The sequence below is a fragment of the Actinomycetota bacterium genome (assembly GCA_035697485.1).
GTDB lineage: Bacteria > Actinomycetota > UBA4738 > UBA4738 > HRBIN12 > JAOUEA01.
This window is the reverse complement of sequence record DASSCU010000063.1, coordinates 17,738-39,347: the sequence shown is the minus strand read 5'-3', so window position 1 is coordinate 39,347 and position 21,610 is coordinate 17,738. Positions and strand designations below refer to the sequence as shown.

Here is a 21,610-nt window from a genome sequence, read left to right as displayed (position 1 = left end):
ACCGTGGTCGAAGGTCAGCTCACGACCCGATAGAGACGCCAGCGGTCGGGGATCCCCTTCAACTCGTGCTCGCCGGCGTCATCGAAGGAGAGGCCGCTGCCGGAGACAAGGTCCCTCACGGTTTGAGAGACGAGCACCTCTGACGGGCCAGCGAGCGCTCCAACCCGGGCCCCGATCGCTACGGCAAGGCCGGCGATGTCCTCCCCGTCGAGCTCGACCTCGCCTGTGTGCAGGCCTGTGCGGACATCGATTCCGAGCGACGTTATCGCGCTCGCGATCGCGATCGCGCAGCGGACGGCCCGCGCGGGCCCGTCGAAGGTTGCGAGGAATCCGTCCCCCATCGTCTTCACCTCACGCCCGCGGAACCGGGCAAGTTGCGCTCGCACGATGGCGTCGTGCTCCTCTCGGATCTCGCGCCAGCGTCGGTCGCCGAGGGAGGTGGCCTGCACGGTCGAATCGACGATGTCGGTGAACAAGACGGTGGCGAGCACGCGGTCGAACGACGATTCTTCCTCTCGCAGGCCGTCCACGAACGACCCGATCTCCCGAAGGATCGACTCGGCGCGGGAGTACCAGTGCAGACCGTGGACATTCGGACCCTGACCGCTCGCCAGCTCCACCGACCGAGCGCCCGGGACGTGCGCAGCAACGTAGCGGGAGGCCTCGGGGACGTTCTCCCAGGTTCCGTCGAGATCGACGAACACGAGCGACGGCACGTGGACCGCCGGGAGCACGGAGCGGATATCGGTGCCCACGTAGCGCTCCATCTCCGCGGCGAGCGCCGCCGGAGTGATGGAGGAACGCATGTAGCGCGCGAACCAGTCCAGCTCCCGTTCGTCGACCTGCCCGGCGGATGTCTCATGAACCCACGCTTGGCTACCCCAGTGCTTGCGGATACCGGCCGCGCCCTCTCGCCACTGCTCGGGTGTCAAAGCCCACGGCGTCTCGGGGGTCCACGAGTAGGTGGGGAAGGCGTCGATCAGGACCAGTCCCGACGTCCGTGACGGGTGGCCAGCCGCGAAGAGGCACGCTAGCAGCGCGCTCTCTCCGGAGGCGACGATCAACGCCCGATCCGAGGCGGCGGCGTCCAGGACGACGCTGACATCGTCGACGTACGCGTCGATGTCCTGCACATCGCGTGCGGAGAAGCGATCCGAACAGCCCCAGCCACGCCGGTCGGTCAGGATCAACCTGCCGTGTTCGTTGAGACCGCGGAGGAACCGCGACAGGTGCCGGCCCTCCCAGCCAAGGTCGACGTTCGAGCAGTAACCCTGCACGTAGAGGAGGTCGAGCGGCCCTTGACCCAGTACCTGATAGGCGAGACACACGTCGCCGCTCCAGGCATAACGCGTCTCAGGTCGCAGAGTCATGAACCCACCCACACGGTAGCGGCGCCGGCGATCGGGGACACCCTTGAGTTCGCGCTCGCCGATGCTCCACGCGTGCCGGACGCCGGGTTCTTCCCGGGGCCAGTGTGATTCGCCGAGGTCGAGGACCGCAAGCAGGCTGGCTCGGTGAGAGCATCGTTGCCAAACGGGATGCCCAGCCGCCGGGCTACATCGAATCGCGCCGCTGCGTCATTCTGTGAGACGCAAGATGTCTTCGAGGCGCTTGGCCATCTTCGGGCCGAAACCGTCATCCTCGTGCTTGAAGTGGGTTCTATCAGCCATATGCGCTGCGTAACAAGGGAATCCGCTCAATTCGCTAGGCCTCTGACCTGGGCGTTTGAGAGCGTACCGCGTCCGACTTGTTTCTAACTCGTACTGCTTGTAGCGCGAGGCGTTGACCTGCGATTCCCTTCTGCTTCTCACCCGACTCACTGGTCACAACGTTAGATCTAGGACGACGAGCTCCTACTCGTACGCGTCACGAGCGCGATGAGCATCCATCCCCGTTCGCTCCCTCTGGCGACCACTGCGTCGTCGAAGGTCAGCTCACCACCCGGTAGACACGCCAGCGGCCAGGGACGCCGATCTGCGCATTTTGTGCCTGTCGTGCGTAAGCCGAGGTGGTGATGCTCATGTCACGACCCGATACAGGCGCCAGCGGTCGGGGACGCCTTTCAACTCGTGTTCGCCCCCGTCCTCGAAGATGAGGCCGCTCCCCGCAACGAGATCCTTCACGGTCTGGGAGACGAGCACCTGCGAGGGACCGGCGAGAGCGCCCACCCGGGCACCGATCACCACGCCGAGGCCCGCGACGTCATCGCCCTCGATCGCGACCTCGCCGGTGTGCACTCCCGCCCGTATCTCGATCCCGAGCGGACCGACCGCGGCGGCGACCGCCGTCGCGCAGCGCACCCCGCGTGCCGGCCCGTCGAACGTCGCGAGGAACCCATCGCCCATCGTCTTGATCTCGCGTCCGCGGTACCGGGCGATCTGCGAGCGCACGATCTGATCATGACGGGCACGCACGTCGCGCCAGCCGGCATCACCGAGCGCGGCCGCCTGCACGGTGGAGTCGACCACGTCCGTGAACAGCACCGTCGCGAGGACGCGATCGAAGTCCGCCTCCTCGACCCGGAGCGACTCGACGAACGCCGCGACGTGGGGGACGAGATCGTCGAGCGGGTACAGGTGGTCGTCTCCCGGGAGCTCCAAGATGCGCGCGCCGGGTGTGTGCGCCGCGGTGTACCGCCCCTCGTCCAACTTCGTCTGGCGGTCGCCGGTCCGATGCAGGACGAGCGTCGGAGCCTGCACGGACGGGAGGATGTGGCGGACGTCGGTCTCCATCACCGCGCGATCGCGGGCGATCGCGTCTCCCGGGCTGGCGGAGAGCCGGAGCTGCCTCCCGAACGCTCGCACCACGGTCTCGTCGTGCAGGAGCGACGGGGACAGATCCTCGAGGACCTCGCGGACGAAGGCGTCGGTGCCCCACGCATGCTCGATCCGTTCGAAGTACTCCTCGTACATCTCCCTGCTCCAGGTCCCCGGGTAGTCGGGCGCCGGTGTGCCACGCACCATCGGGGCCTGCACGATCACCCCCGACGTGCGATGCGGGTGCGTCGCGGCGAACGTGAAGCAGAGGGACGCGCCGCTCTCGATCCCGAACAGGAACGCACGCTCCGATGACGCTGCGTCCATCACGGCGCGGATGTCGTCCATCTGCGCTTCGATCGTGGCTGCTTCGCCGGTCCACGAACGGTCCGACGTGCCGCTGCCGCGCCGATCGAAGACCAACACCCGGCCGATCGAGGCCAAGCCCCGGACGAACGAGACGAATGGAGGGAAGTCCCAGGCGGCTTCGATGTTGGAGTAGTCGAACGGGACGAACACGATGTCTACAGGACCGGAGCCCACCACCTGGTAGCCCACGTGGATCCCGTCCGCCGCGCGCGCGTACCGTGTCTCGGGGGATTGGGCCATGACGTCACCTGATACAGATGCCACGGTCGGGGACGCTTTTGAGCTCGTGCTCGCCAATGCTCCACGCGGGCCGGACGCCAGGGTTCTTCACGCGGCCAGTCTGGTTCGCCAGGGTCGAGGACCGCAACCCGGCCGGCTCGATGAGCGAAAGCATTGCCTAACGTATTGCGGTTGCCCAGGATAGCTCCGTGGACTTGCCAGAGACGCGATACGCCGAGACCACGGATGGTGTGTCCATCGCGTACCAGGTGGTCGACGACGGCCCGGTCGACCTCGTGTGGATCCCGGGCTTCGTCTCACACGTCGAGTTCGGATGGACCCATCCACCGCTCGCCCGCCTCTACCGCAGGATCGCGTCGTTCTCTCGGTTGATCCTGTTCGACAAGCGCGGCACCGGGCTCTCAGATCGCGTCGCCCCGAACTACGTCCCCGATCTTGAGACGCGGATGATCGACGTCCAAGCGGTGATGGATGCCACCGACTCCGAGCGAGCGGTGATCCTCGGTCTGTCAGAGGGTGGCCCGATGGCCATGCTCTTCGCTGCGACGTATCCGGAGCGCACGATCGCGTTGGTGGCGTTCGGAGAGACACCTCGGTACGCATGGGCCCCAGACTTCCCGTGGGGCGAAACGGACGAGGAGCTCGAGCGATTCATCGCCGAGGACCGGGCTCGATGGGGCACCAACGACTGGGCCGCTGACGAGCTGCGTTCGTGGGCTGGGCGGAGCAAGGCCGACGATCCAGTCGAGGTGGCGTTCTTCGCCACCCTCGCGCGCATGGGTGCGAGTCCTGGCGCAGGAGAGACGCTCTGGCGGATGAACCACCAGATCGACGTCCGTGCGATCCTTCCCTCGATCCACGTTCCGACGCTCGAGATCGCTCGCGAGGGTGACCCGGTGCCGCCGCCGGATGGGTACACGGCGAAGCGCATCCCCGGTTGCCGTCACGTGACGCTGCCGGGAGACGATCACTTCCCGTGGCAGGGTGATGCAGAAGCGTTGATCGCCGAGATCGAACGGTTCATCCGCTCGGTGCACGATGACGAGGCAGAGCTGTCACGGGTTCTCTGCACCGTCCTGTTCACCGACATCGTGGATTCCACCGCCCAGGCGGCCGCCATGGGCGATCGTCGCTGGCGCGAGGTCGCGGACGATCACGATCGCATCTTGCGTGGGCAGATCGCCCGCTACCACGGGCGGGAGGTCAAGACGATGGGCGACGGGTTCCTCGCGACCTTCGACGGACCGGCACGCGCGATCCGTGCGGCGACCGCGTCCGCGGAAGCGGTCAAACGGCTCGGTATCGAGATCCGCGCCGGACTTCATACCGGCGAGTGCGAACGCATCGGGGAAGACGTGGGCGGCATCGCTGTGGCGATCGGTGCCCGGGTCGGCGCGAAGGCGCGCCCGTCGGAAGTACTGGTGTCGCAGACGGTGAAGGACCTCGTTGCGGGGAGCGGCCTCATCTTCGAGGACGGGGGCGAACACGAGTTGAAGGGCGTCCCCGACCGCTGGCGCCTGTATCGGGTCATCAACAACTGATCGTTCGCGAACCGAGCCGGTGCTGACCGTCGGATGTTGACCATCCGTTGCCTAAGTGCTGAATTGGCGCTAGGAAGGGCCCTCGGTCAACCGCTGCTTCGTTCTGCGTGCAGCAGGCCTTCCAGCCGCTTCGCCATCTTGGGGCTCGCGCCACGATCCTCGTGCTTGAAGTAGCAGAAGATGTCGGCCCCGGACTCGAGCGCTGGCCGGATCCTTTCCGCCCACTCCTGAAGCTCACCGTCGCCGTACTCGGTCTTGCGCAGCCGCAGGTATCCAACCGGCTCCCACGAGAGCTCCTCGGGCTTCGGGTCGCGCTCGTCGGTCTCCGCCACGCACCACGCGATGCCCTGGTCGCGCAGCAGGTCTTTGGCCTCGTTCCACGACGCGTGACGGAATTCCATCGCGAACGCGGGCGGCCCCGGCGGCAGGTAGCCGACGAACCGCTCGATCAGCTCACGGTCGTAGTGCAGGTTCGGCGGGCACTGGAACAGCACGCACCCGAGCCGGTCGCCGAGCACCTTCGCGCGGTCGAGGAAGTCGCGCACATCGTCGTCCGCGTCACGAAGTCTCTTGAAGTGCGTGATGCGCTGGTTCGCCTTCAGCGTGAACACGAATCCGTCGGCCGCCTGCTCGCGCCACGTGGTCAGCGACTTCTCCGTCGGGAACCGCCGGAACGTGTAGTTGATCTCGACCGAGCTGAGCTGGGTCGAGTAGTAGTGCAGCATCTCCCGGTTCTTCAAGCCCTCCGGGTAGAAGACGCCGTGCTTCCACCCGTCGAACGAGAACCCACTCGTGCCGAGGTGCAACGTGCCCTTCGCCGTCATGGCATGCATGATGGCACGCGTGCCGACGGCCGAGGAACGACTCACGATCGACGTGCCAGACAAGGGTCTGGTGAGCGCCGCCCTCGTGCGGCCTCGCGACGCGTTCGCTTCGCTGGCGCTGTTCCACGGGGCCGGCGCGGGCATGGACCATCCGTTCATGTCAGGGTTCGCCCGCGCGATCGCCGATGAGGGCGTCGCGACGGTGCGATGCAACTTCCCCTACATGGAAGCAGGCAAGCGCTCACCGGACCGCCAGCCGGTCGCGATCGCCACCGTGCGGGCGGCCTTCGACCTGGCGGTCGAGCGAACGGTCGACGGCGAGCCCGTCTGGGTCGGCGGGAAGTCGTTCGGGGGCCGCATGGCGAGCCTCGCGGTCGCCGAGGGCACGCCAGCCGCCGGGCTCGTCCTCCTCGGATATCCGCTGCACCCCCCGGGCAAGCCCGAGCGGGTGCGTGACGAGCACCTGTACGGGATCGAGGTGCCGATGCTGTTCCTGCAGGGGACGAAGGATCCGTTCGCGACGGCCGCGGTCCTCGGACCCGTGCTCGAGAAGCTCCCGACCGCGACGCTGCATGCGGTCGACGGGGGTGGGCACTCGCTGGAGCGGTCGCGCGGCGACGATGCCCGCGAGGTCGCGGCTTCGTTCGGCCCCCTCGTCGCGGCGTTCATGCGCGGGGAGCGCGTCTGATGCCGCGGAAGCACCGCCGCAACCCCGAGTACTTCCGGCCGCCGGATCCGGTCGACCCGACCCGAACGACGCCCGACGCGCCGGGGTGGGCGAGCGCCCCCGGCTTCGACGTGCGCGCGGTCGGCGGTCAGAAGTCCTATCGGTGCCCCGGGTGCGACCACGAGGTCCGCGCCGGTATCGTGCACCTGGTCGTGGTACCGGTCGGTGATGTCGATGCGCGCCGTCACTGGCACACCGAGTGCTGGCGCAGGGAGCTCCGGCGTCAAGGCCTCTATCGCCCACTCCAACCCGGGATGTAGTCGGCGACGGGGGCTACGATGCCAACCGTGGAACCCGCGACGAGCGATCGATCCGAGGCGTGCGTGCCGGTCTCCACGTCCAAGCGATTGCCGTGCGACCTGTGCGGCCACCCCATGGAGCCAGAGCACGCGCACTACCGGTGCCCCGCCTGTCACTACATCCTTCCCTGCTGCGGCTGGTGAGCGGCGTGCCCGACGAGGTCCGCGCCCGCATGTGGGAAACGGGCGGCCGGCACTACGCCCGTGTGCTCGACGTCCCCGCGTTCATCGAGGTGACCGGTGTCAGCAGGCGGGAGTGCCTGGCCGAGCTGCGGCGGGTCACCGACGGCGATGGGGACCTCGTGGTCGAGGTCGTGCCCGACGTGGTGGGGGTCGCCGAGGCAGCCGAGATCATGGGCTGGGACAAGCGCCGTGTCGTGACCTACATCGACCGGGGCTCGTTCCCCGAGCCGATCACCGCGCTCGCGTCGGGTCGCATCTGGCTCCGTGAGGACGTGCAGGCCTACGCCGACGAGTGGCGCGCACGACGTGCATCACGCGCCGGCCGCCCGGAGGCCGTGCGATGAGCGACCGGCGCCTCTACCTGATCAGGCATGCCCGCCCCGACTACTCGTCGACGGTTCATACCCGCACGCCGCTCGGTCTGCAGTACGACCCGCCGCTGGGCGAGGTCGGCATCGAGCAAGCCGAGCGTCTGGCCGATCGGCTCCAGCTGCTCGAGCGCCCCGCGGCCGTCTACTCCTCGACGCTGGCCCGAGCCCGCGAGACCGCCTGCGTCTACGCCGACCGCGTCGCGATGCCCGTGATCGAGCGGGACGACCTCTGCGAGTGGTTCGCGGGGGAATGGGAGGCCAAGGACTTCGAGCAGATCTTCGCGGAGCACCCCGAGGCGATCGATCTGTTCCGCAACCAGAACCCCGCGTGGCACCTCGCCCCGGGCAGCGAGCGGGCCGACGAGTTCCAACGCCGATGCGTCGCGGCGGTCGAGTCGATCATCGATGCCCGGCCCGAGGGCGACGTCGTGGTCGTCGCGCACGGTGGCGTGATCAACGCCTACTTCAGCCACATCCTCGGCATCCGCGACCAGGACATGTTCTTCCTGCCCGAGAACACGAGCCTGAACACGGTCGTGATCCGAGGGCGGGAGCGGCTCGCGTGGTTCCTTTCCGACGCCTCGCATCTCACCGATCCCGGCTGGTTCGAGCTCCGCGAGTAGGAGCGCCACCTCGCCGAGGGGCGCTGAGCCGCCCGCCTATACTCGCCCGCAACCACCGGCCCCGAGAGCCGAGTCCGAGGCAAGGAGACGATCGACGTGTCCGTGAGGTTCCTGTCCACCGAGTGGGCCGACGCCGTGAAGGCGCAGCTGAACGCGAACGACGAGTTCCGCCAGGCCTCCGCGAGCCAGCACGCCACGATCCAGCAGATCATCACGTCGGGCGCGGGCGACACCCACTATTGGATCGAGATCGCCGAGGGCACGATCGACATGGGCGTGGGCGACGCCGACGGCCCCGATGCGACGATCACCCAGAGCTATGAGACCGCCGTGAAGCTCGCGAAGAGCGAGCTCTCGGTCGTGACCGCGTTCATGACAGGCAAGGTCAAGGTCGCCGGGAACATGGGGCTGCTGATGGGTCTGCAGGGTGCGCTCTCGCAGCTGCCCGCGGCGATGCAGGCCGTCGACACCGACTACTGAGGAGCCACCGGCTCTTCCTCGGGCGGCGGTGAGATCGCGATCGTCACCTGCGCCCGGGCGAGCATGGTGCCGTCGGAGGCGGCGACCTCGGCCTCCGCGAACGCGATCCGACGGCCCAACCGCACGACCCTCCCGGTCGCGAGCAGGGTTCCCGGCCTCGCCGGAGCGAGGTACTGCACGTCGAGGTTCACGCTCACGTGGCCGCTCCCGGGCGCGATCGCGGAGCGGACCGCGAGCCCGGCCGCGGTGTCGGCCAGGGTCGCGAGCACGCCGCCGTGCACCGTGCCGTGCAGGTTGGTGTGATCCTGGAGGGCGTCGAGGCGCAGGTCGACCGCGCCGTCGCGTACGGCCTCGACGGAGATGCCCATCGACGAATGGAACGGCGACGCCGCCACGCGGTCCCTGATCTCCGCGGCGATGCGCTGATCGAGCTCCGACATCCGGCCTCCATCCCGGCTGCGTAGTCTCCCACGGAACTTCGTTTGACGGTCCTCAGAGCCGAGGGGACAATCCACGCTGACCGCGCCCGTGCGGTCCACGCGAGACGTATGGAGGGGGAGGGCATGCGACGACGTTGGCGCGCGCAGATGGTCGCAGCGGTCGTGGTCATCGGCAGCTTCGCCACTGCATGTAGTGGAGGCGGCAACCCTTGCGAGGTGCCCGAGGAGGCAGCCAACCCCGATGGCGCCTCGGTCGGCATCGCGTTCGACATCGGCGGTATCGGCGACAAGTCGTTCAACGACGCCGCCAAGCGGGGGTTCGACCAGGCGGTCGACGAAGGCCTTGTGAGCGAGGCGAGCTGCCTCGAGCCCGACGAGTCGGGCTCGAACCGCGACGAGAACCTGCTCGCGCTCGCCGACGACGGGTTCGACCTGATCCTCGGGATCGGCTTCGCGTTCTCGCCGGCCGTGAACGAGAACGCCGGGAACTACCCCGACCAGCACTTCGCGGTGATCGACGGGTACGCGACCTGTCCGCCGGACATCTGCTCCGACATCCCCAACCCGGCACCCGCGAACGTGACCGACCTCACCTTCGAGGAACAGGAAGGGTCGTTCCTCGTCGGCGTCGCGGCCGCCCTGCAGGCGCAGAAGGATGGGTCCGACACCGTCGGCTTCCTCGGGGGACAGACGGGATTCCTGATCGGCAAGTTTGAGGCCGGATACCGCGACGGCGTGCAGGCCGTGGACCCCAACATGACCGTGCTCGTCGAGTACATCGGCGACAGTACGGCAGCGTTCAACGACGCGGTCACGGGTGAGAACCTCTCGACGAAGATGTACGATGAGGGGGCCGATGTGATCTACCACGCCGCGGGGGCTTCCGGCGCGGGGCTCTTCACCGCCGCGGTGAAGGCCGACAAGATCGCGATCGGCGTCGACTCGGACCAGTACGAGCTGGTTAGTGCCGACCAGAAGCCGCTGGTGCTCACATCCATGCTCAAGCGGGTGGACACCGCCGTCTACGACGCCATCGCGCAAACCGGCGAGGGCTCGATCGAAGGCGGGGCTCAGGTGTTCGGCCTCGCCGAGGACGGCATCTCGTACTCGAACGCGAACACGGAGCTCATGACCGAGGACATCATCGATCAGGTCGAGGACTACAAGGCGCAGATCCTCGACGGCAGCATCGTTCCTTCGTGTGACCCGACGAACCTGGAGCTTGGGTGTGGTGAGGAGGCCTGAGCGACGCGGGTCAGCGCGGCACGCATGAGCCGGAGGCGGGGTCGGTGACGACCTCGCCTTCGGTCGTCTTGGAGCACGTCACGAAGCGATTCCCCGGGGTGGTGGCCAACGACGACGTCTCGCTCGAGATCAAGCCGGGAGAGGTCCTCGCGATCATCGGGGAGAACGGCGCCGGCAAGTCGACCTTGATGCGCATCCTCTACGGCATGTATCCGGCCGAGGAAGGCCGCATCACGATCGCCGGCGAGGAGGTACGCATCCACTCGCCGCGAGACGCGATCGCCCGTGGCATCGGCATGGTCCACCAGCACTTCGTGCTTGTCGACCCGTTCACGGTCACCGAGAACGTGATCCTCGGCGATGAGGGCGGCCGCGTGTTGCACACCGATGACGCTGAGCAGCGCGTGAAGATCCTCGCCGACTCCTACGGGTTCCACATCGACCCGGGTGCGACGGTAGATGATCTGTCCGTTGGAGAGGAACAGCGGGTCGAGATCCTCAAGGCACTCTACCGGGGGGTCGACATCCTGATCCTCGACGAGCCCACGGCGGTGCTCACACCGCCCGAGACGCAGGAGTTGTTCGAGAACCTCCGCTTCCTGAAGGCCGACCGCAAGTCGATCGTTTTCATCAGCCACAAGCTCGACGAGGTGCTGCAGATCGCCGACCGCATCCTGGTGCTTCGGCGCGGGGCGGTGGTCGGCGAGACCACGCCGGCCGAGACCAGCAAGTCCGAGCTCGCCGAGATGATGGTGGGCCGACCGGTTCTCTTCCGGTTGGAGAAACCGGCCGCCGAGGTGGGGGCCACGGTCCTCCGGCTCGACGACGTGCGGGCCGAAGGCAAGCTCAACGGGGTCTCGCTCGAAGTGCGAGGCGGCGAGATCGTCGGGATCGCCGGCGTCGAGGGCAACGGGCAGAAGGAGCTCGCCGAAGCCATCATCGGCGTGACGACGGCGACGTCAGGGCACGTCTTCATCGGGGACGACGAGATCACCCACGCGCAGGTCGCCCGGATCCGAAACGAAGGCGTGGGCTACATCCCGGAGGATCGCCACGACCAGGGGCTCGTGCTCGACATGAGCCTGTGGGAGAACGGCGTGCTCGGGCGCCAGGACGACAGCCCCTTCGTCAACGGCTGGGGTGTCCTGATGCTCGGGAAGATCAAGGAGCTGGCCGAGCGGTTGATCCGAACATTCGACGTCCGAGCGCGCGGCATCAACGTGCTCGCCAGAACCCTGTCCGGGGGCAATCAGCAGAAGCTCATCCTGGCCCGCGAGCTCGAGACCGACCCGAAGCTGCTGCTGGCGGCGCAGCCGACGAGGGGACTCGATGTCGGCGCGATCGAGTTCGTCTGGCGGCAGATCCTCGACCAGAAGGCCGAGGGCCGGGCTGTGCTGCTGATCTCTGCGGAGCTCGACGAGATCTACGCGTTGTCCGACCGCATCCTCACGTTGTACGAGGGGCGCATCACCGGTGAGTTCTCGCCCGACGATCCGCCCGAGCGCATCGGGGCCGCCATGCTGGGGCGCAACGAGACCGAGCGGGCGGCGTCCTGATGGCGACCGCGACCGCCGAGCTGCATGCCCCCGGCCGGCCTGCGTGGCTCGATGCCACGATCGTGCAGGGCGTCGCGCTGCTGGTCGCAGTCGGGGTCGCGCTCGTCGCCGGGGCCCTCATCGCCGTCGGCTACGGCGCGAACCCACTCGACGTGTACGGGGCGATCCTCGAGTACTCGTTACAGGACGTGACCAGCTTCGGTGCGATGCTCGCCACGGCCGCGCCCTTGATCTTCTCCGCGCTCGCGCTGGCGGTCTGCTTCAAAGCGGGGCTGTTCAACATCGGGGTGGAGGGGCAGTTCCTCTTCGCGATGGTGATCGCCGCCTGGGCGGCCTTGTCGCTCGACGCGCTCCCCGGGGCCCTGCATCTGATCGCCGTCCTCGTCGCGGCCATGCTCGGCGGTATGGCGTTCGCAGCCGTACCAGCGGTGCTGAAGGTGAAGACGGGAGCGCACGAGGTCGTCACCACGATCATGATGAACGGCATCGCGGTGAGCGTGATCGCCTGGGCACTCAACGGGCCGCTCAAGCTCTCGAGCTTGCCGACGGGAACGAACGCCGACCTGCGCAGCGACATCTTCGAGGACAGCGCACTCGTGCCGCGGATGGGCGGGGCGCTCGGCATCGAAGACCGGGCACAGCTCTCGTGGCTGTTTCCGCTCGCGATCGTCGCCGCGCTCGCGGTGTGGTTCCTGATCAAGCGCATGCGCCTGGGCTACGAGGCTCGCGCGGTCGGGGCGTCACCGGGATCTGCGCGGGCCGGCGGCATCGAGATCGGGTCCGTGCAGATCAAGTTGTTCCTGATCAGCGGCGCGCTCGCCGGCCTCGTCGGCATGCAGCAGCTGCTCGTCGAACGGGGGGCGCTCGTGCAGAACTACCAGGCACTGCTCGGATTCACGGGCATCGCCGTGGCGTTCCTTGCCCGCAACAACCCGATCGGCATCATCTTCGCCGCGATCGTGTGGGCGATCCTCACGCGGGGAGACACCGCGGTGCAGCTCCAGGCCGGTCTGCCTCGGGAGTTCGTGATCATCCTGCAGGGCATCCTGATCATGTCGGTGGTGATTGTGTACGAGATCGCCGCGCGGCGGTTGGCCACCAGGCAGCTCCTTCGGGAAGCCGAGGACATCGGCGACGCCGAAGCACCGGGCGATATCGCAGCGACGGAGGGCACGGCCTGATGCTCGGGGATCTCGGTGCCGCGATCCAGATCGCCTTCACGTACTTCACGATCCTCTACCTCACAGGGCTCGGCGGGCTCTTCAGCGAGCGATCGGGGATCGTGAACATCGGCCTCGAGGGTCTCATGGTGATCGGCACCGTCACCGGGGCCTTTGGGACCGTGTTCTTCACGGACGACCTGGGTCTCGGCGTGCCGGTTGGCCCAATCCTCGGATTGCTGTTCGGCATGCTGTGCGGAGCCGCGTTCGCGTCGGTGCATGCGCTCGCCACGATCACGTTCCGCGTCGACCACATCGTGTCGGGGGTGGTCATCAACCTCGTGGCAGTCGGGCTGGCTCGGTTCCTCTCGTCGGTGTTCTTCGGTCAGGCAACCCAGTCGGATCCCGGCGCTGCTCACCTCCCCCTGATCGACATCCCGCTGCTCTCGTCGCTTCCCGCCGGGCTCGGTCGAGCGTTCCAGGACCTCTCACCGGTCGTGGTCGTGGCCGCCCTCGCGGTGGCGCCTGCCTGGTACGCCTTGTACCGGACGAGGTGGGGACTGCGGCTCCGCTCGGCGGGAGAGAACCCCGAGGCGACCCGCTCGCTCGGCGTGCGGGTGGCGCCGCTCCGCTGGCAGGCGGTGCTGCTCTCGGGGGCGCTGGCGGGGCTCTCCGGGGCCTATCTGTCGGTCGAGGTCGTGAACAACTGGCGCGAGGGACAGACGCTCGGCCTCGGCTTCATCGCCTTGGCCGCGCTGATCCTCTCGAATTGGAGCCCGGTACGCCTGATCGGCGCCGCGTTCCTCTTCGGCTTCGCGCTCGCGATCCCTCGGCGGCTCGCCGACCTGCCCGGCATCGAGGTACTGCCTCCGCAGATCATCCGCATGACGCCCTACGTGGTGACCATCGTGGTGCTCGCCGGCTTCGTCGGGAAGGTCCGTCCCCCTTCGGCCGCGGGCAGGGCATACGAGGGCGGAAGCGCGATCTAGCCGGGCCGCGCGAGTCGGTCTCGTCCAGAGTGGACTAGTACGTGCCGTACAGGCGATCGCCGAAGTCCCCGAGCCCGGGCATGATGTAGGCGTTCGCGTTCAGCTCGCGGTCGAGCGCCGCGGCGACGATGGGCACGTCCGGGTGATCGGCCTGCAGCCGGGCGCGCCCCTCGGGGGCGGCGACCACGCACACGAACGTGATGTCGTCGGCGCCGGCCTCCTTCACGTAGCCGACGGCGGCACTCCCGGAGCCTCCGGTCGCGAGCATCGGGTCGACCACGAGGGCCTTGCGCCCGCCGAGATCGGGGAGCTTCGCATAGTAGTCACGCGGCTCGTGCGTCTCCTCGTCGCGCTCCATGCCGAGGTAGCCCACCACGGCGTCGGGATAGAGGTCGGTGACGGCCTCGAGGAGTCCGAGGCCGGCGCGGAGGACCGGGATGGCGACGACCCGCTTCGCGACCTGGGTGCCCTCGAACGGCTCGAGCGGGGTGTCCACCTTCCGCGGCTCGGACGCGAGGTCACGCGTGGCCTCGGTGATCAGCAGCAATCCGAGGCGGCGGGTGAGCGCCCGGTATTCGGCCGGCCCGGTCTCTCGGTCGCGCAGGCGCGTCAGCAGGTCGCCGGCGAGCGGGTGGTCCAGCACGGTGAACGCGGCGGTCATCGAGGCGCATCCTACGCGAGCGAGCCGGGGCACGTGGCAGGCGCTGCTTGCCATCGTGTGTCCTCGTCGGGCATCATGACGCCGTCATGCAGGGGTACTTCGGCTTCTGGTTCACCTACTTCGGGCGCGACCCGGGGTAGTCGCCGGCAGCCATCCAGCGACAGCGGCCCCGGGTCGGTACCCGGGGCTTTCTCGTCTCGGCGTGCCGCCCCCGGGCGAGGACGAAGGGATCGCACATGGTCGTCGTCATGAAACAGGACGCGACGGACTCGGACATCGAGGTCGTCTGCGAGAAGGTGCGCAACGCCGGGGGTGAGGCGTTCGTCTCCCGCGGCGCCGTGCACACGGTGGTCGGCCTCGTGGGCGACACCGCGCGCTTCCAGGCGATCCCGTTCCCGCAACTCGCGGGCGTCGACCACGTGATCCAGATCGGCAAGCCGTACAAGATGGTCGCGCGCGACCTGCACCCCGAGGCGACGACGGTGATGGTGGGCTCGACGCCCGTGGGACGCAGCACCTTCACGATCATCGCCGGCCCGTGTGCGGTCGAGAGCGAGGAACAGGCGATGATCGCGACCCGCGCAGCGAAGGCCGCGGGGGCGACGGTGCTGCGCGGCGACATCTACAAGCCGAGGACGTCGCCGTACTCCTTCCAAGGCCTCGGGGAGCGCGGGCTCGAGATCCTCGTGGAGTGCCGCCGCGACACCGGGCTGCCGATCATCATCGAGGTCGTCGACGTGTCGCAGGTGGGCCGCGTCGCCGAGATCGCCGACTGCATCCGGGTCGGCACGCGCAACGCGCAGAACTTCGAGCTGCTGAAGGAGGTCGGGCTCACGGCGAAGCCCGTGATGCTGAAGCGCGGACTCGCGATGACGATCGACGAATGGCTGCAGGCGGCGGAGTACGTTGCGCAGCGAGGGAACTCCGAGGTGATCCTCTGCGAGCGGGGCATCCGCACGTTCGAACCGGCCACGCGGAACACGCTCGATCTCGCCGGCATGGCGGTGGCACAGCACGAGTCGCACCTGCCGGTGATCGTCGATCCGTCGCACGCGGTCGGCAAGAAGCATCTGGTGGCGCCGATGGCGCGCGCGGCGGTGGCCGCCGGGGCCGACGCCGTGATGATCGACGTGCACCACGATCCGGAGGCCGCGCTCTGCGACGGACCGCAGGCGCTGCTGCCCGAGGAGATGGAAGCCCTCGGCAAGGAGCTGGTGGCGCTCGCCGAGGCGATGGGCCGCCCCGTGAACCGCCCGACGTGAGGGTTCACGCCGCGCCTTGACCCACGGATCTCCACGCTCCTACTGTCGGTGCGCCCGAAGGGGGGTTCCGTGCGGAGGATCGCATCGACGGCGCTGCTCGTCACGCTCCTCGTTCTCGCGACGCCGAGCGCGGGAACGCCGCACCTCGGCACCGGCACGTACCCCGACCTGATCGTGCACGACGCGGTCGTGCTCACCATGGACCCCGATCTGCCCACAGCCTCCGCGTTCGCGGTCACGGGTGATCGGTTCGTGGCGGTCGGAAGCGACGAGGACGTCGTGGGCCTCGCCGGCCAGAGCACCACTCTGATCGACCTCGATGGCAAGGCCGTCACGCCGGGGTTCATCGACTCGCACAGCCACTGGATCGGCGACCGCGGGCTGTACGGGGTCGCGTGGCCCCGGAAGGCGATCCAGATGGCGCTCGAGGGTGGGTGGACCAGCATCAACGAGCATTTCGTCAACCAGGAGCGACTGGACGAGCTCACCGGGCTCGATGCCGCCGGCGAGCTACGCCTGCGCGTCAACGCGTACCTCCCCGTCAACTACGGTCGCCACCAGCGGTTCGGGATGTGGTTCTCCGATCACACACCCGGCGAGGTCATCGGGCCGAGGCTCCGACTGGCAGGGGTGAAGTTCTTCATCGACGCCTGCAGCCCCAACACGATGTACATGACGCAGGGGCGCGCGGACGACCCGAGGGACTTCGGGAACTTCCACTGGAAGCGCATCGAGCTGCGGCGCATGGTCCGCCGGGTGCACGAGGCCGGCTGGCAGATCGCCGCGCATTCGTGCGGAGACGCCGCGACCGACGAGTTCCTCGACGCGCTGAAGCTCGCGTTCGGCGAGGAGGAAGGGAGTCAGTTCCGGGCCCGGCTCGAGCACGCGATCGCGCTCCGCAAGGACCAATTGAGGCGCATCCGCAGGATGGGCGTCTCGCCTTCGTTCCAGGTCACGTTCGTCGATTCCGACTGGAAGTGGGTCATGCGGCACGAATTCGACGACGAGCAGCTCGAGCTCATGGCGCGCTGGCGCGACATCGCCGAGGACCCGCGACTGCACGCGATGGCGAGCACGGACTCGCCGTTCGGCGAGGACTATCCGGACCTGCAGCCCACGACGGTGATGGACGCGCTGGCACAGGCGACGACGCGGATCGCGAAGCCTGGCCAGCATCCGCCTCGGTACATGCGCGAACAGCGCCTCACGCTCATGCAGGCGCTGCGTCTGCTCACCGTCGGCGGCGCATACGGGATCTTCGCCGAGGACGACCTGGGAACCGTGGCGCCCGGGAGGCTCGCCGACTTCGTCGTGCTCTCGGAGGATCCTCGCGACGTCCGTCTGCGGGCGCTCGAAGGCGTCGACGTCGCCTTGGTGTTCGTGGGTGGCTCGCTCGAGGTCTGTGCTCCCGGCTACGAGGCTCAGTGTCCTTCGTCCCCTTGACCGAGGTCCGCTCACGATTCCGCGAGCGAACCCCAGTCGAGGAACCGGGGCGATGCCGGCAAAGCGGCGATCAAGGTTCGGTCACTGCCGTCCGGTCGCATCTTGAAGATCCGGAAGCGCTCGTGGTCCAGGTTCTCCACCCTCACGACGATCTTGCGTCCGTTGGGAGAGTAGGTTCCGACGAACGCCCCGAGCTTGCCGGTCGCCGATGTCAGCATCTCCGGATCCGAGCCGTCCGGGTCGATCGCGAACACGTTCGGGTTCCGGCTGTAGTCGTAGGGCGAGGTGAACACGATGCGGCTCCCGTCGGGGGCCCAGTCGTGTTTGATGACCAGCAAGAGGTTGGGCGAGACGAGCTCTCGGACGTCGGTGCCGTCGATATCGACGGCGAACAAGCCGTTCTCCCGGAGGAAGGTCACGGTCCGGCCGTCCGGTGAGACCTCCGGGTTCGCGTCACCACCCTCGGCTGCGGGCAGGGGATTCGTCGTCAGGCGCCGCCCGGGAGCGTCGGAACCGTCGGCGCGCATCAGGAAGATCCCGTTGCGACGCCTCCCGCCCGAGTACACGAGATGGTTCCCGTCGGGGGTGAACGCAGCCTGGCCACCAGGGGTCGTCACCTCGTGCAGGCCGCCACCGTGGCGGTTCATGACGTAGAGCGCCTGATCCTCGAGCCAGAACACGATCCTCGTGCCGTCGGGCGACCAGTCGGGTGCGATCGCGTTGCCGTCGAGGTGCGTGAGCCGCCGGAGGTCGGTCCCGTCGGCCCTGATGGTGTAGATTTCCCCGCCCGAGCCCCTGTCGAGCGAGAACGCGATCCGACCGTTCTGGCCCGGCATGGTGGCCAGCGCTGCCGGCCCGGCGATCGAAACCATCGCCAAGGCGGCGATCCCTGTGATCGTGAGCAGTGTGATAAGTCGCCTCATCGATGTGGTCCCTCCGCCAGCACTCGCAAGTGTTCCCAGCCCTTCGCCGCATGGATCAGCTGAAACAACGGCGGGTTATCGATCCTCACCCTGAAGAACACGCGAGACCACGGAACGTTGAGGCTGCCGGCGATCGCGTCGTCGAGTGCTCGTTGGCACTCCTCGTGCGCCGTGCTCGAAGATCCGACCGCCGGCCGAGCCGACGTGCTAGGGTTCGGACACCGCCACGGCGTCGTCCGTGGCCCGACCGAGGAAGGGGTGCGATCTATGTCTGCCGCGACTGCGGTCACCGCGTCGTGCCCCGACGCCGGTCGTCCCAGCATCCGCTGATCGTCCGCGCCCTCCGGGCACGACGGTGCATCCACCGTTCGAGCTTGGAGGTCCGTCCGATGTCCCACGATGCACGGCGCGGCGAGCGGCGCCATCGTCAGCGCTCGTTCCGGTGCGGCCATTGCCGATCCGACGTGCCGACCCAGGCGGTCGGCACCGAGCACCGCAACCACTGCCCGAGTTGCCTCTGGAGCAGGCATGTCGACCATACGCCGGGCGACCGCGCGTCGACGTGTGGCTCCCTCATGGAGCCGATCGCGATCACCGTGCGCGGCGACGGGGAGTGGGTGCTCGTGCACCGATGCGGCGGGTGCGGGGTGGTGCACCTCAACCGCTCGGCGGGCGACGACAACCCTCTGCTGCTGGTGAGACTCGCCGTGAAGCCGATCGTGCAGTCACCGTTCCCGCTCGAGCTGCTCGCGCAGCTGTGAGGGATACATGACCGCTCGCTCGAGCGCTCCTCGGGCGCAATCGGAGATCAGGCCACTTCGAAATGCGGCGCAGGCATCTCGTCGTCGATGCAACTCGTGTCCGGTGGCGAGGCCGGGTCGTCCACCCAACCGTTGCGCAACCTCCTCGGACAGTCGAACGCGAGCATGTTGTGGCCGTTGAACGGGAACGACACCGGGAAGGCCGATGTGAGACCCGCCCCCGTCTCGGCCAGCGCCCGAGGACTGTACGCGTCGAACGCGCCGTACAGGATGAGGGCCGGGATGTCCGACGACATCGGTCGCTGCGCGGTGGCGTCGGCCGCTCCGACCGGCCAGACATCGCACACATCGAGCATCGGGCTCCGGCCGTACGCCTCGGCGATGCCCGGGTTGCCGGCCGACGTCTTATCCAGCCGGGCCTCGTCGATGAACGGCACCTCGTCGTGGCAGACGAATGAGTAGTACGTGCCCTCGCTGAAGTCGTACCGCTCACACTTCGGCAGGTAGCCCACACACCAGCCAGGGTCCTCGGCAAGGAAGCGGGCGACGAGCCTGACGTCGCCGTCGAGGGCTGCGTGCACGGCCGCGGGGACGAGCGGCGCGCCACCGAGATCCTGATCGGAGAGCATGACCCGCACGCCACGGACGAACGCGGCGCCGTCGACCACCACGTCGACCGGGTGGTCGAGTCCCGACCGGTCCTTCTCGACACGAACGGTCACCGGGTGGCCCTGCAGCCGGGCTGCCGCTTCGTCGAACGCGTCCACGAGTTCGGGGAACGCCTCGTGGCAGCGCACCTGCTCGGCGCACACGGCTGACAAACGGTGCATGGCGTCGTGAAGATCGTCCGGCGCCGCGGTCAGCCCATCGAGTTGCGGGAACTGCGGCGTGTCCAGGACGACGGAACGGATGCGTTTGGGAAACCGACGCATCGACTCCAGCACGATCCTCGATGCGGTGCCGTGCACCTGGATGTTCCACCGATCGATCCCGAGCGTTCGCCGCAGGTCCTCGATGTCGGCGGCGGCCGCCTCGAGCGTGTACGCGGCCGGATCGATCCCCTCGCGAACCAGCCTGTCGTAGCAGTCGCTCGCCGCGCTTCGAAGTCCCGCGCGGGCGGACGGTTCCGACATGGGGGCTCCGATGAGCTGTTCGGCCACGGCACGAACCTCAGGACAGGCGAGCGACGGTTGGGAGTGGGCCGCCCCGCGCTGATCGAGGATGATCAGCTCTCGATGAGTTCGCTGCGCGAGCGGCGCGATCCCGCCGTAGTCGGCGGTCGTGGCCAGCTCGACCCCGCCGTGGAGCATCGGGTCGGGCGTCGTGCTCCCGCCCGGGGGACGGACCCTGATCACGAACAACCGGATCGTGCGTCCCTCGGGCTTCGACCGATCCTCGAGCACGGTCAGGTACCCGCACGAATGCTCCGTGAGGATCACGAAGGACACGTCTTCCGGGCATGCGACGGGTTCGAAGGTAGGCCGGAAAGCTGAATCCTGGGTGCAGGACGCGAATCCCATAACGGTGAGGACGATGAGACCGATCGCCACCCGTGTTGCCATCTAGCTCATCCTGGTGAATGCTCCCGCTATCCAAGCCGCGACAAGATAGACACGCTCGTAGGTCAACTCCCCCTTACTCGTGGGAGCGGTCAACTTGACGAGGTGCATCGTCATTGTGTCGCCCTCGATCGTGAAGTCGATCGTACTGTGATCGAAACCGTCATCGAGCACCACGGTGTCGCCGTCCTTGAACTCGTAGCTCGAATCCCAGCCGATCGTGCCGTCATCACCGATCCCGATCACTCGGCCGTCGAGGAACCGGAGCTCGAATGGCCCTACCTCGCCCGCACAGCCATCAGGGAACGCCGCGATCCATTCGGCTTCGCTGAACCCAGCCGCGATTACGGTCTCCCGCCGCACCGAGCACGGGACCTTGTCGTGGAACCAGTTTCCCTCGAGCGGGTCCGTCGGTTCGGTCGACACGGCATCCGATGTCATCATCGACCCCTCAGGACGACCGCTCGCCCCGTCCAGGCTGGTGCATGCAATCGTGAGGGTCGAGATAGCAGCGGTGAAGGTCAACACGACCAGCCGCCGATCGATCCTTCCCGGTGTCATCGATCCTCCCTCAACTCATCCGCTCGAACGGGGCGACCCCGACGGCGGCTCCGACGAACGGATCGGGGTCGACCAGATCGATCGTGAGCCGGTCGCCTTCGATCCGGAACTCGAACGTGTACGTTCCGTCGATGTTCTGATCGCCGTCACTCGCGGTGAAGGTGTGATCGTCGACGAGCTCGTACGTGGCTTCTGTGCCGACGACTCCGCCCGGGTCGAACCAGACCATCTGCCCGTCCTGGACCCGCAGGATCCGCTCCCAGCTGGCCGGCGCGTACTTGCAGAGATCGTTCCTCGGGGGAAGTTTTGCGTCCTCCGACCAATACGCCCCCGCGGCCATCGGGCGGACGTACTCCTCGAACATGGCGCGCCCTTCGGCCCCCAGCTCCTTTGTCCCCCGCCTGAACGCGCGCACCTGATCGTCGCACGTGAACTCCTGGCGCCATTCGCCCTCGAGCGGATCGGCTCGTGCAGCTTCCCGCGTCGCGCTCGATGCCGGACGGCTCTCGGTGACGGGCTCGGTTGCTCCGTCGGAGCTGCACCCAGCGAGCATCGCGGCCAACATGACGAGCGCCGTTCCACCGGTCCGCCGCGACGCGTACCTCGATCGACGCGGTGGAGTGCGAGCGGATCCGCG

The 21,610-nt window shown here is 68.0% G+C and carries 22 protein-coding genes; 13 read left to right on the top strand and 9 right to left on the bottom strand.

Features of this window, described 5'->3' with window-relative positions; translation table 11 throughout:
- Nucleotides 1-14: 14 nt before the first annotated feature.
- Both VFI59_15915 and VFI59_15910 read right to left on the bottom strand, forming a co-directional pair.
- Nucleotides 15-1,370: an adenylate/guanylate cyclase domain-containing protein gene (locus VFI59_15915; protein HET6715179.1), complete on the bottom strand. Its 1,356-nt coding sequence runs from the start codon at nt 1,368-1,370 to the stop codon at nt 15-17.
- A gap of 648 nt (nt 1,371-2,018) precedes the next feature.
- Complete coding sequence (locus VFI59_15910; GenBank protein HET6715178.1) at nt 2,019-3,365, bottom strand: alpha/beta fold hydrolase; 1,347 nt, start codon at nt 3,363-3,365, stop codon at nt 2,019-2,021.
- 188 nt (nt 3,366-3,553) lie between these two features.
- Between VFI59_15910 and VFI59_15905 the strand changes: the two genes are divergently transcribed.
- Nucleotides 3,554-4,906 (top strand): adenylate/guanylate cyclase domain-containing protein, encoded by a 1,353-nt coding sequence (locus VFI59_15905; protein HET6715177.1) that lies wholly within the window; start codon nt 3,554-3,556, stop codon nt 4,904-4,906.
- Nucleotides 4,907-4,992: 86 nt separating this feature from the next.
- Here the strand turns inward: VFI59_15905 and VFI59_15900 are convergent, their stop codons facing one another.
- On the bottom strand, nt 4,993-5,730 hold the full coding sequence (locus VFI59_15900) for a DUF72 domain-containing protein (GenBank protein HET6715176.1): 738 nt from the start codon (nt 5,728-5,730) through the stop codon (nt 4,993-4,995).
- 19 nt (nt 5,731-5,749) lie between these two features.
- On the opposite strand from VFI59_15900, the gene VFI59_15895 reads away from it, so the two are divergent.
- The 5 genes from VFI59_15895 to VFI59_15875 all read left to right on the top strand — a co-directional run bounded on the left by VFI59_15895 (nt 5,750) and on the right by VFI59_15875 (nt 8,413).
- Nucleotides 5,750-6,418: an alpha/beta family hydrolase gene (locus VFI59_15895; GenBank protein ID HET6715175.1), complete on the top strand. Its 669-nt coding sequence runs from the start codon at nt 5,750-5,752 to the stop codon at nt 6,416-6,418.
- Entirely contained in the window at nt 6,418-6,717 is a 300-nt protein-coding gene (locus VFI59_15890) for a hypothetical protein (protein HET6715174.1), read from the top strand. The genes VFI59_15895 and VFI59_15890 overlap by 1 nt, the downstream gene beginning before the upstream one ends.
- A gap of 179 nt (nt 6,718-6,896) precedes the next feature.
- On the top strand, nt 6,897-7,283 hold the full coding sequence (locus tag VFI59_15885) for a hypothetical protein (GenBank protein HET6715173.1): 387 nt from the start codon (nt 6,897-6,899) through the stop codon (nt 7,281-7,283).
- Nucleotides 7,280-7,933: a histidine phosphatase family protein gene (locus tag VFI59_15880; protein ID HET6715172.1), complete on the top strand. Its 654-nt coding sequence runs from the start codon at nt 7,280-7,282 to the stop codon at nt 7,931-7,933. Before VFI59_15885 ends, VFI59_15880 begins: the two co-directional genes overlap by 4 nt.
- A gap of 96 nt (nt 7,934-8,029) precedes the next feature.
- Entirely contained in the window at nt 8,030-8,413 is a 384-nt protein-coding gene (locus VFI59_15875; protein ID HET6715171.1) for an SCP2 sterol-binding domain-containing protein, read from the top strand.
- On the opposite strand, the gene VFI59_15870 is transcribed toward VFI59_15875, so the two are convergent.
- Nucleotides 8,407-8,853, bottom strand: a complete 447-nt coding sequence (locus VFI59_15870) for a PaaI family thioesterase (GenBank protein ID HET6715170.1) — start codon at nt 8,851-8,853, stop codon at nt 8,407-8,409. The two genes, VFI59_15875 and VFI59_15870, sit on opposite strands and share 7 nt — an antisense overlap.
- A 123-nt stretch (nt 8,854-8,976) precedes the next feature.
- Here VFI59_15870 and VFI59_15865 point away from each other — a divergent pair, with 123 nt between their 5' ends.
- Genes VFI59_15865 through VFI59_15850 form a run of 4 tightly spaced genes read left to right on the top strand, consistent with a single transcriptional unit; the run spans nt 8,977 to nt 13,803 of the window.
- Nucleotides 8,977-10,098, top strand: coding sequence for a BMP family ABC transporter substrate-binding protein (locus VFI59_15865; protein HET6715169.1), 1,122 nt, complete (start codon nt 8,977-8,979; stop codon nt 10,096-10,098).
- 44 nt (nt 10,099-10,142) lie between these two features.
- Nucleotides 10,143-11,654, top strand: a complete 1,512-nt coding sequence (locus VFI59_15860; GenBank protein HET6715168.1) for an ABC transporter ATP-binding protein — start codon at nt 10,143-10,145, stop codon at nt 11,652-11,654.
- Complete coding sequence (locus tag VFI59_15855) at nt 11,654-12,835, top strand: ABC transporter permease (GenBank protein ID HET6715167.1); 1,182 nt, start codon at nt 11,654-11,656, stop codon at nt 12,833-12,835. The genes VFI59_15860 and VFI59_15855 overlap by 1 nt, the downstream gene beginning before the upstream one ends.
- The gene (locus VFI59_15850) at nt 12,835-13,803 is read left to right on the top strand and encodes an ABC transporter permease (GenBank protein HET6715166.1); all 969 of its coding nucleotides are present in this window, start codon (nt 12,835-12,837) and stop codon (nt 13,801-13,803) included. Before VFI59_15855 ends, VFI59_15850 begins: the two co-directional genes overlap by 1 nt.
- A gap of 34 nt (nt 13,804-13,837) precedes the next feature.
- Here VFI59_15850 and upp read toward each other — a convergent pair whose 3' ends face one another.
- The gene (upp, locus tag VFI59_15845; protein ID HET6715165.1) at nt 13,838-14,464 is read right to left on the bottom strand and encodes a uracil phosphoribosyltransferase; all 627 of its coding nucleotides are present in this window, start codon (nt 14,462-14,464) and stop codon (nt 13,838-13,840) included.
- 236 nt (nt 14,465-14,700) lie between these two features.
- Here upp and aroF point away from each other — a divergent pair, with 236 nt between their 5' ends.
- Nucleotides 14,701-15,726, top strand: coding sequence for a 3-deoxy-7-phosphoheptulonate synthase (aroF, locus tag VFI59_15840; GenBank protein HET6715164.1), 1,026 nt, complete (start codon nt 14,701-14,703; stop codon nt 15,724-15,726).
- A gap of 69 nt (nt 15,727-15,795) precedes the next feature.
- Nucleotides 15,796-17,169 (top strand): amidohydrolase family protein, encoded by a 1,374-nt coding sequence (locus tag VFI59_15835; GenBank protein HET6715163.1) that lies wholly within the window; start codon nt 15,796-15,798, stop codon nt 17,167-17,169.
- 11 nt (nt 17,170-17,180) lie between these two features.
- Here the strand turns inward: VFI59_15835 and VFI59_15830 are convergent, their stop codons facing one another.
- Nucleotides 17,181-18,092: a hypothetical protein gene (locus tag VFI59_15830; GenBank protein ID HET6715162.1), complete on the bottom strand. Its 912-nt coding sequence runs from the start codon at nt 18,090-18,092 to the stop codon at nt 17,181-17,183.
- Nucleotides 18,093-18,481: 389 nt separating this feature from the next.
- Between VFI59_15830 and VFI59_15825 the strand changes: the two genes are divergently transcribed.
- A complete protein-coding gene (locus tag VFI59_15825; protein ID HET6715161.1) occupies nt 18,482-18,853 on the top strand; it encodes an RNHCP domain-containing protein in 372 nt (123 codons plus the stop codon).
- A 47-nt stretch (nt 18,854-18,900) separates the two neighbouring features.
- On the opposite strand, the gene VFI59_15820 is transcribed toward VFI59_15825, so the two are convergent.
- The 3 genes from VFI59_15820 to VFI59_15810 form a co-directional block, all read right to left on the bottom strand.
- A complete protein-coding gene (locus tag VFI59_15820; GenBank protein ID HET6715160.1) occupies nt 18,901-20,301 on the bottom strand; it encodes an alpha/beta fold hydrolase in 1,401 nt (466 codons plus the stop codon).
- Between the two features lie 114 nt (nt 20,302-20,415).
- Entirely contained in the window at nt 20,416-20,853 is a 438-nt protein-coding gene (locus VFI59_15815) for a hypothetical protein (GenBank protein HET6715159.1), read from the bottom strand.
- Nucleotides 20,854-20,983: 130 nt separating this feature from the next.
- Nucleotides 20,984-21,538: a hypothetical protein gene (locus VFI59_15810; protein HET6715158.1), complete on the bottom strand. Its 555-nt coding sequence runs from the start codon at nt 21,536-21,538 to the stop codon at nt 20,984-20,986.
- Nucleotides 21,539-21,610 lie beyond the last annotated feature (72 nt).

Excerpts from the sequence above, each read along its gene's own strand:
- VFI59_15915 (HET6715179.1), bottom strand. The coding sequence starts at position 1,370 with ATGACTCTGCGACCTGAGACGCGTTATGCCTGGAGCGGCGACGTGTGT.
- VFI59_15825 (HET6715161.1), top strand. The coding sequence starts at position 18,482 with ATGTCCCACGATGCACGGCGCGGCGAGCGGCGCCATCGTCAGCGCTCG.
- VFI59_15890 (HET6715174.1), top strand. The coding sequence starts at position 6,418 with ATGCCGCGGAAGCACCGCCGCAACCCCGAGTACTTCCGGCCGCCGGAT.
- VFI59_15900 (HET6715176.1), bottom strand. The coding sequence starts at position 5,730 with ATGACGGCGAAGGGCACGTTGCACCTCGGCACGAGTGGGTTCTCGTTC.
- VFI59_15910 (HET6715178.1), bottom strand. The coding sequence starts at position 3,365 with ATGGCCCAATCCCCCGAGACACGGTACGCGCGCGCGGCGGACGGGATC.
- VFI59_15855 (HET6715167.1), top strand. The coding sequence starts at position 11,654 with ATGGCGACCGCGACCGCCGAGCTGCATGCCCCCGGCCGGCCTGCGTGG.
- aroF (HET6715164.1), top strand. The coding sequence starts at position 14,701 with ATGGTCGTCGTCATGAAACAGGACGCGACGGACTCGGACATCGAGGTC.
- upp (HET6715165.1), bottom strand. The coding sequence starts at position 14,464 with ATGACCGCCGCGTTCACCGTGCTGGACCACCCGCTCGCCGGCGACCTG.
- VFI59_15880 (HET6715172.1), top strand. The coding sequence starts at position 7,280 with ATGAGCGACCGGCGCCTCTACCTGATCAGGCATGCCCGCCCCGACTAC.
- VFI59_15870 (HET6715170.1), bottom strand. The coding sequence starts at position 8,853 with ATGTCGGAGCTCGATCAGCGCATCGCCGCGGAGATCAGGGACCGCGTG.
- VFI59_15850 (HET6715166.1), top strand. The coding sequence starts at position 12,835 with ATGCTCGGGGATCTCGGTGCCGCGATCCAGATCGCCTTCACGTACTTC.
- VFI59_15810 (HET6715158.1), bottom strand. The coding sequence starts at position 21,538 with ATGTTGGCCGCGATGCTCGCTGGGTGCAGCTCCGACGGAGCAACCGAG.
- VFI59_15830 (HET6715162.1), bottom strand. The coding sequence starts at position 18,092 with ATGAGGCGACTTATCACACTGCTCACGATCACAGGGATCGCCGCCTTG.
- VFI59_15815 (HET6715159.1), bottom strand. The coding sequence starts at position 20,853 with ATGACATCGGATGCCGTGTCGACCGAACCGACGGACCCGCTCGAGGGA.
- VFI59_15865 (HET6715169.1), top strand. The coding sequence starts at position 8,977 with ATGCGACGACGTTGGCGCGCGCAGATGGTCGCAGCGGTCGTGGTCATC.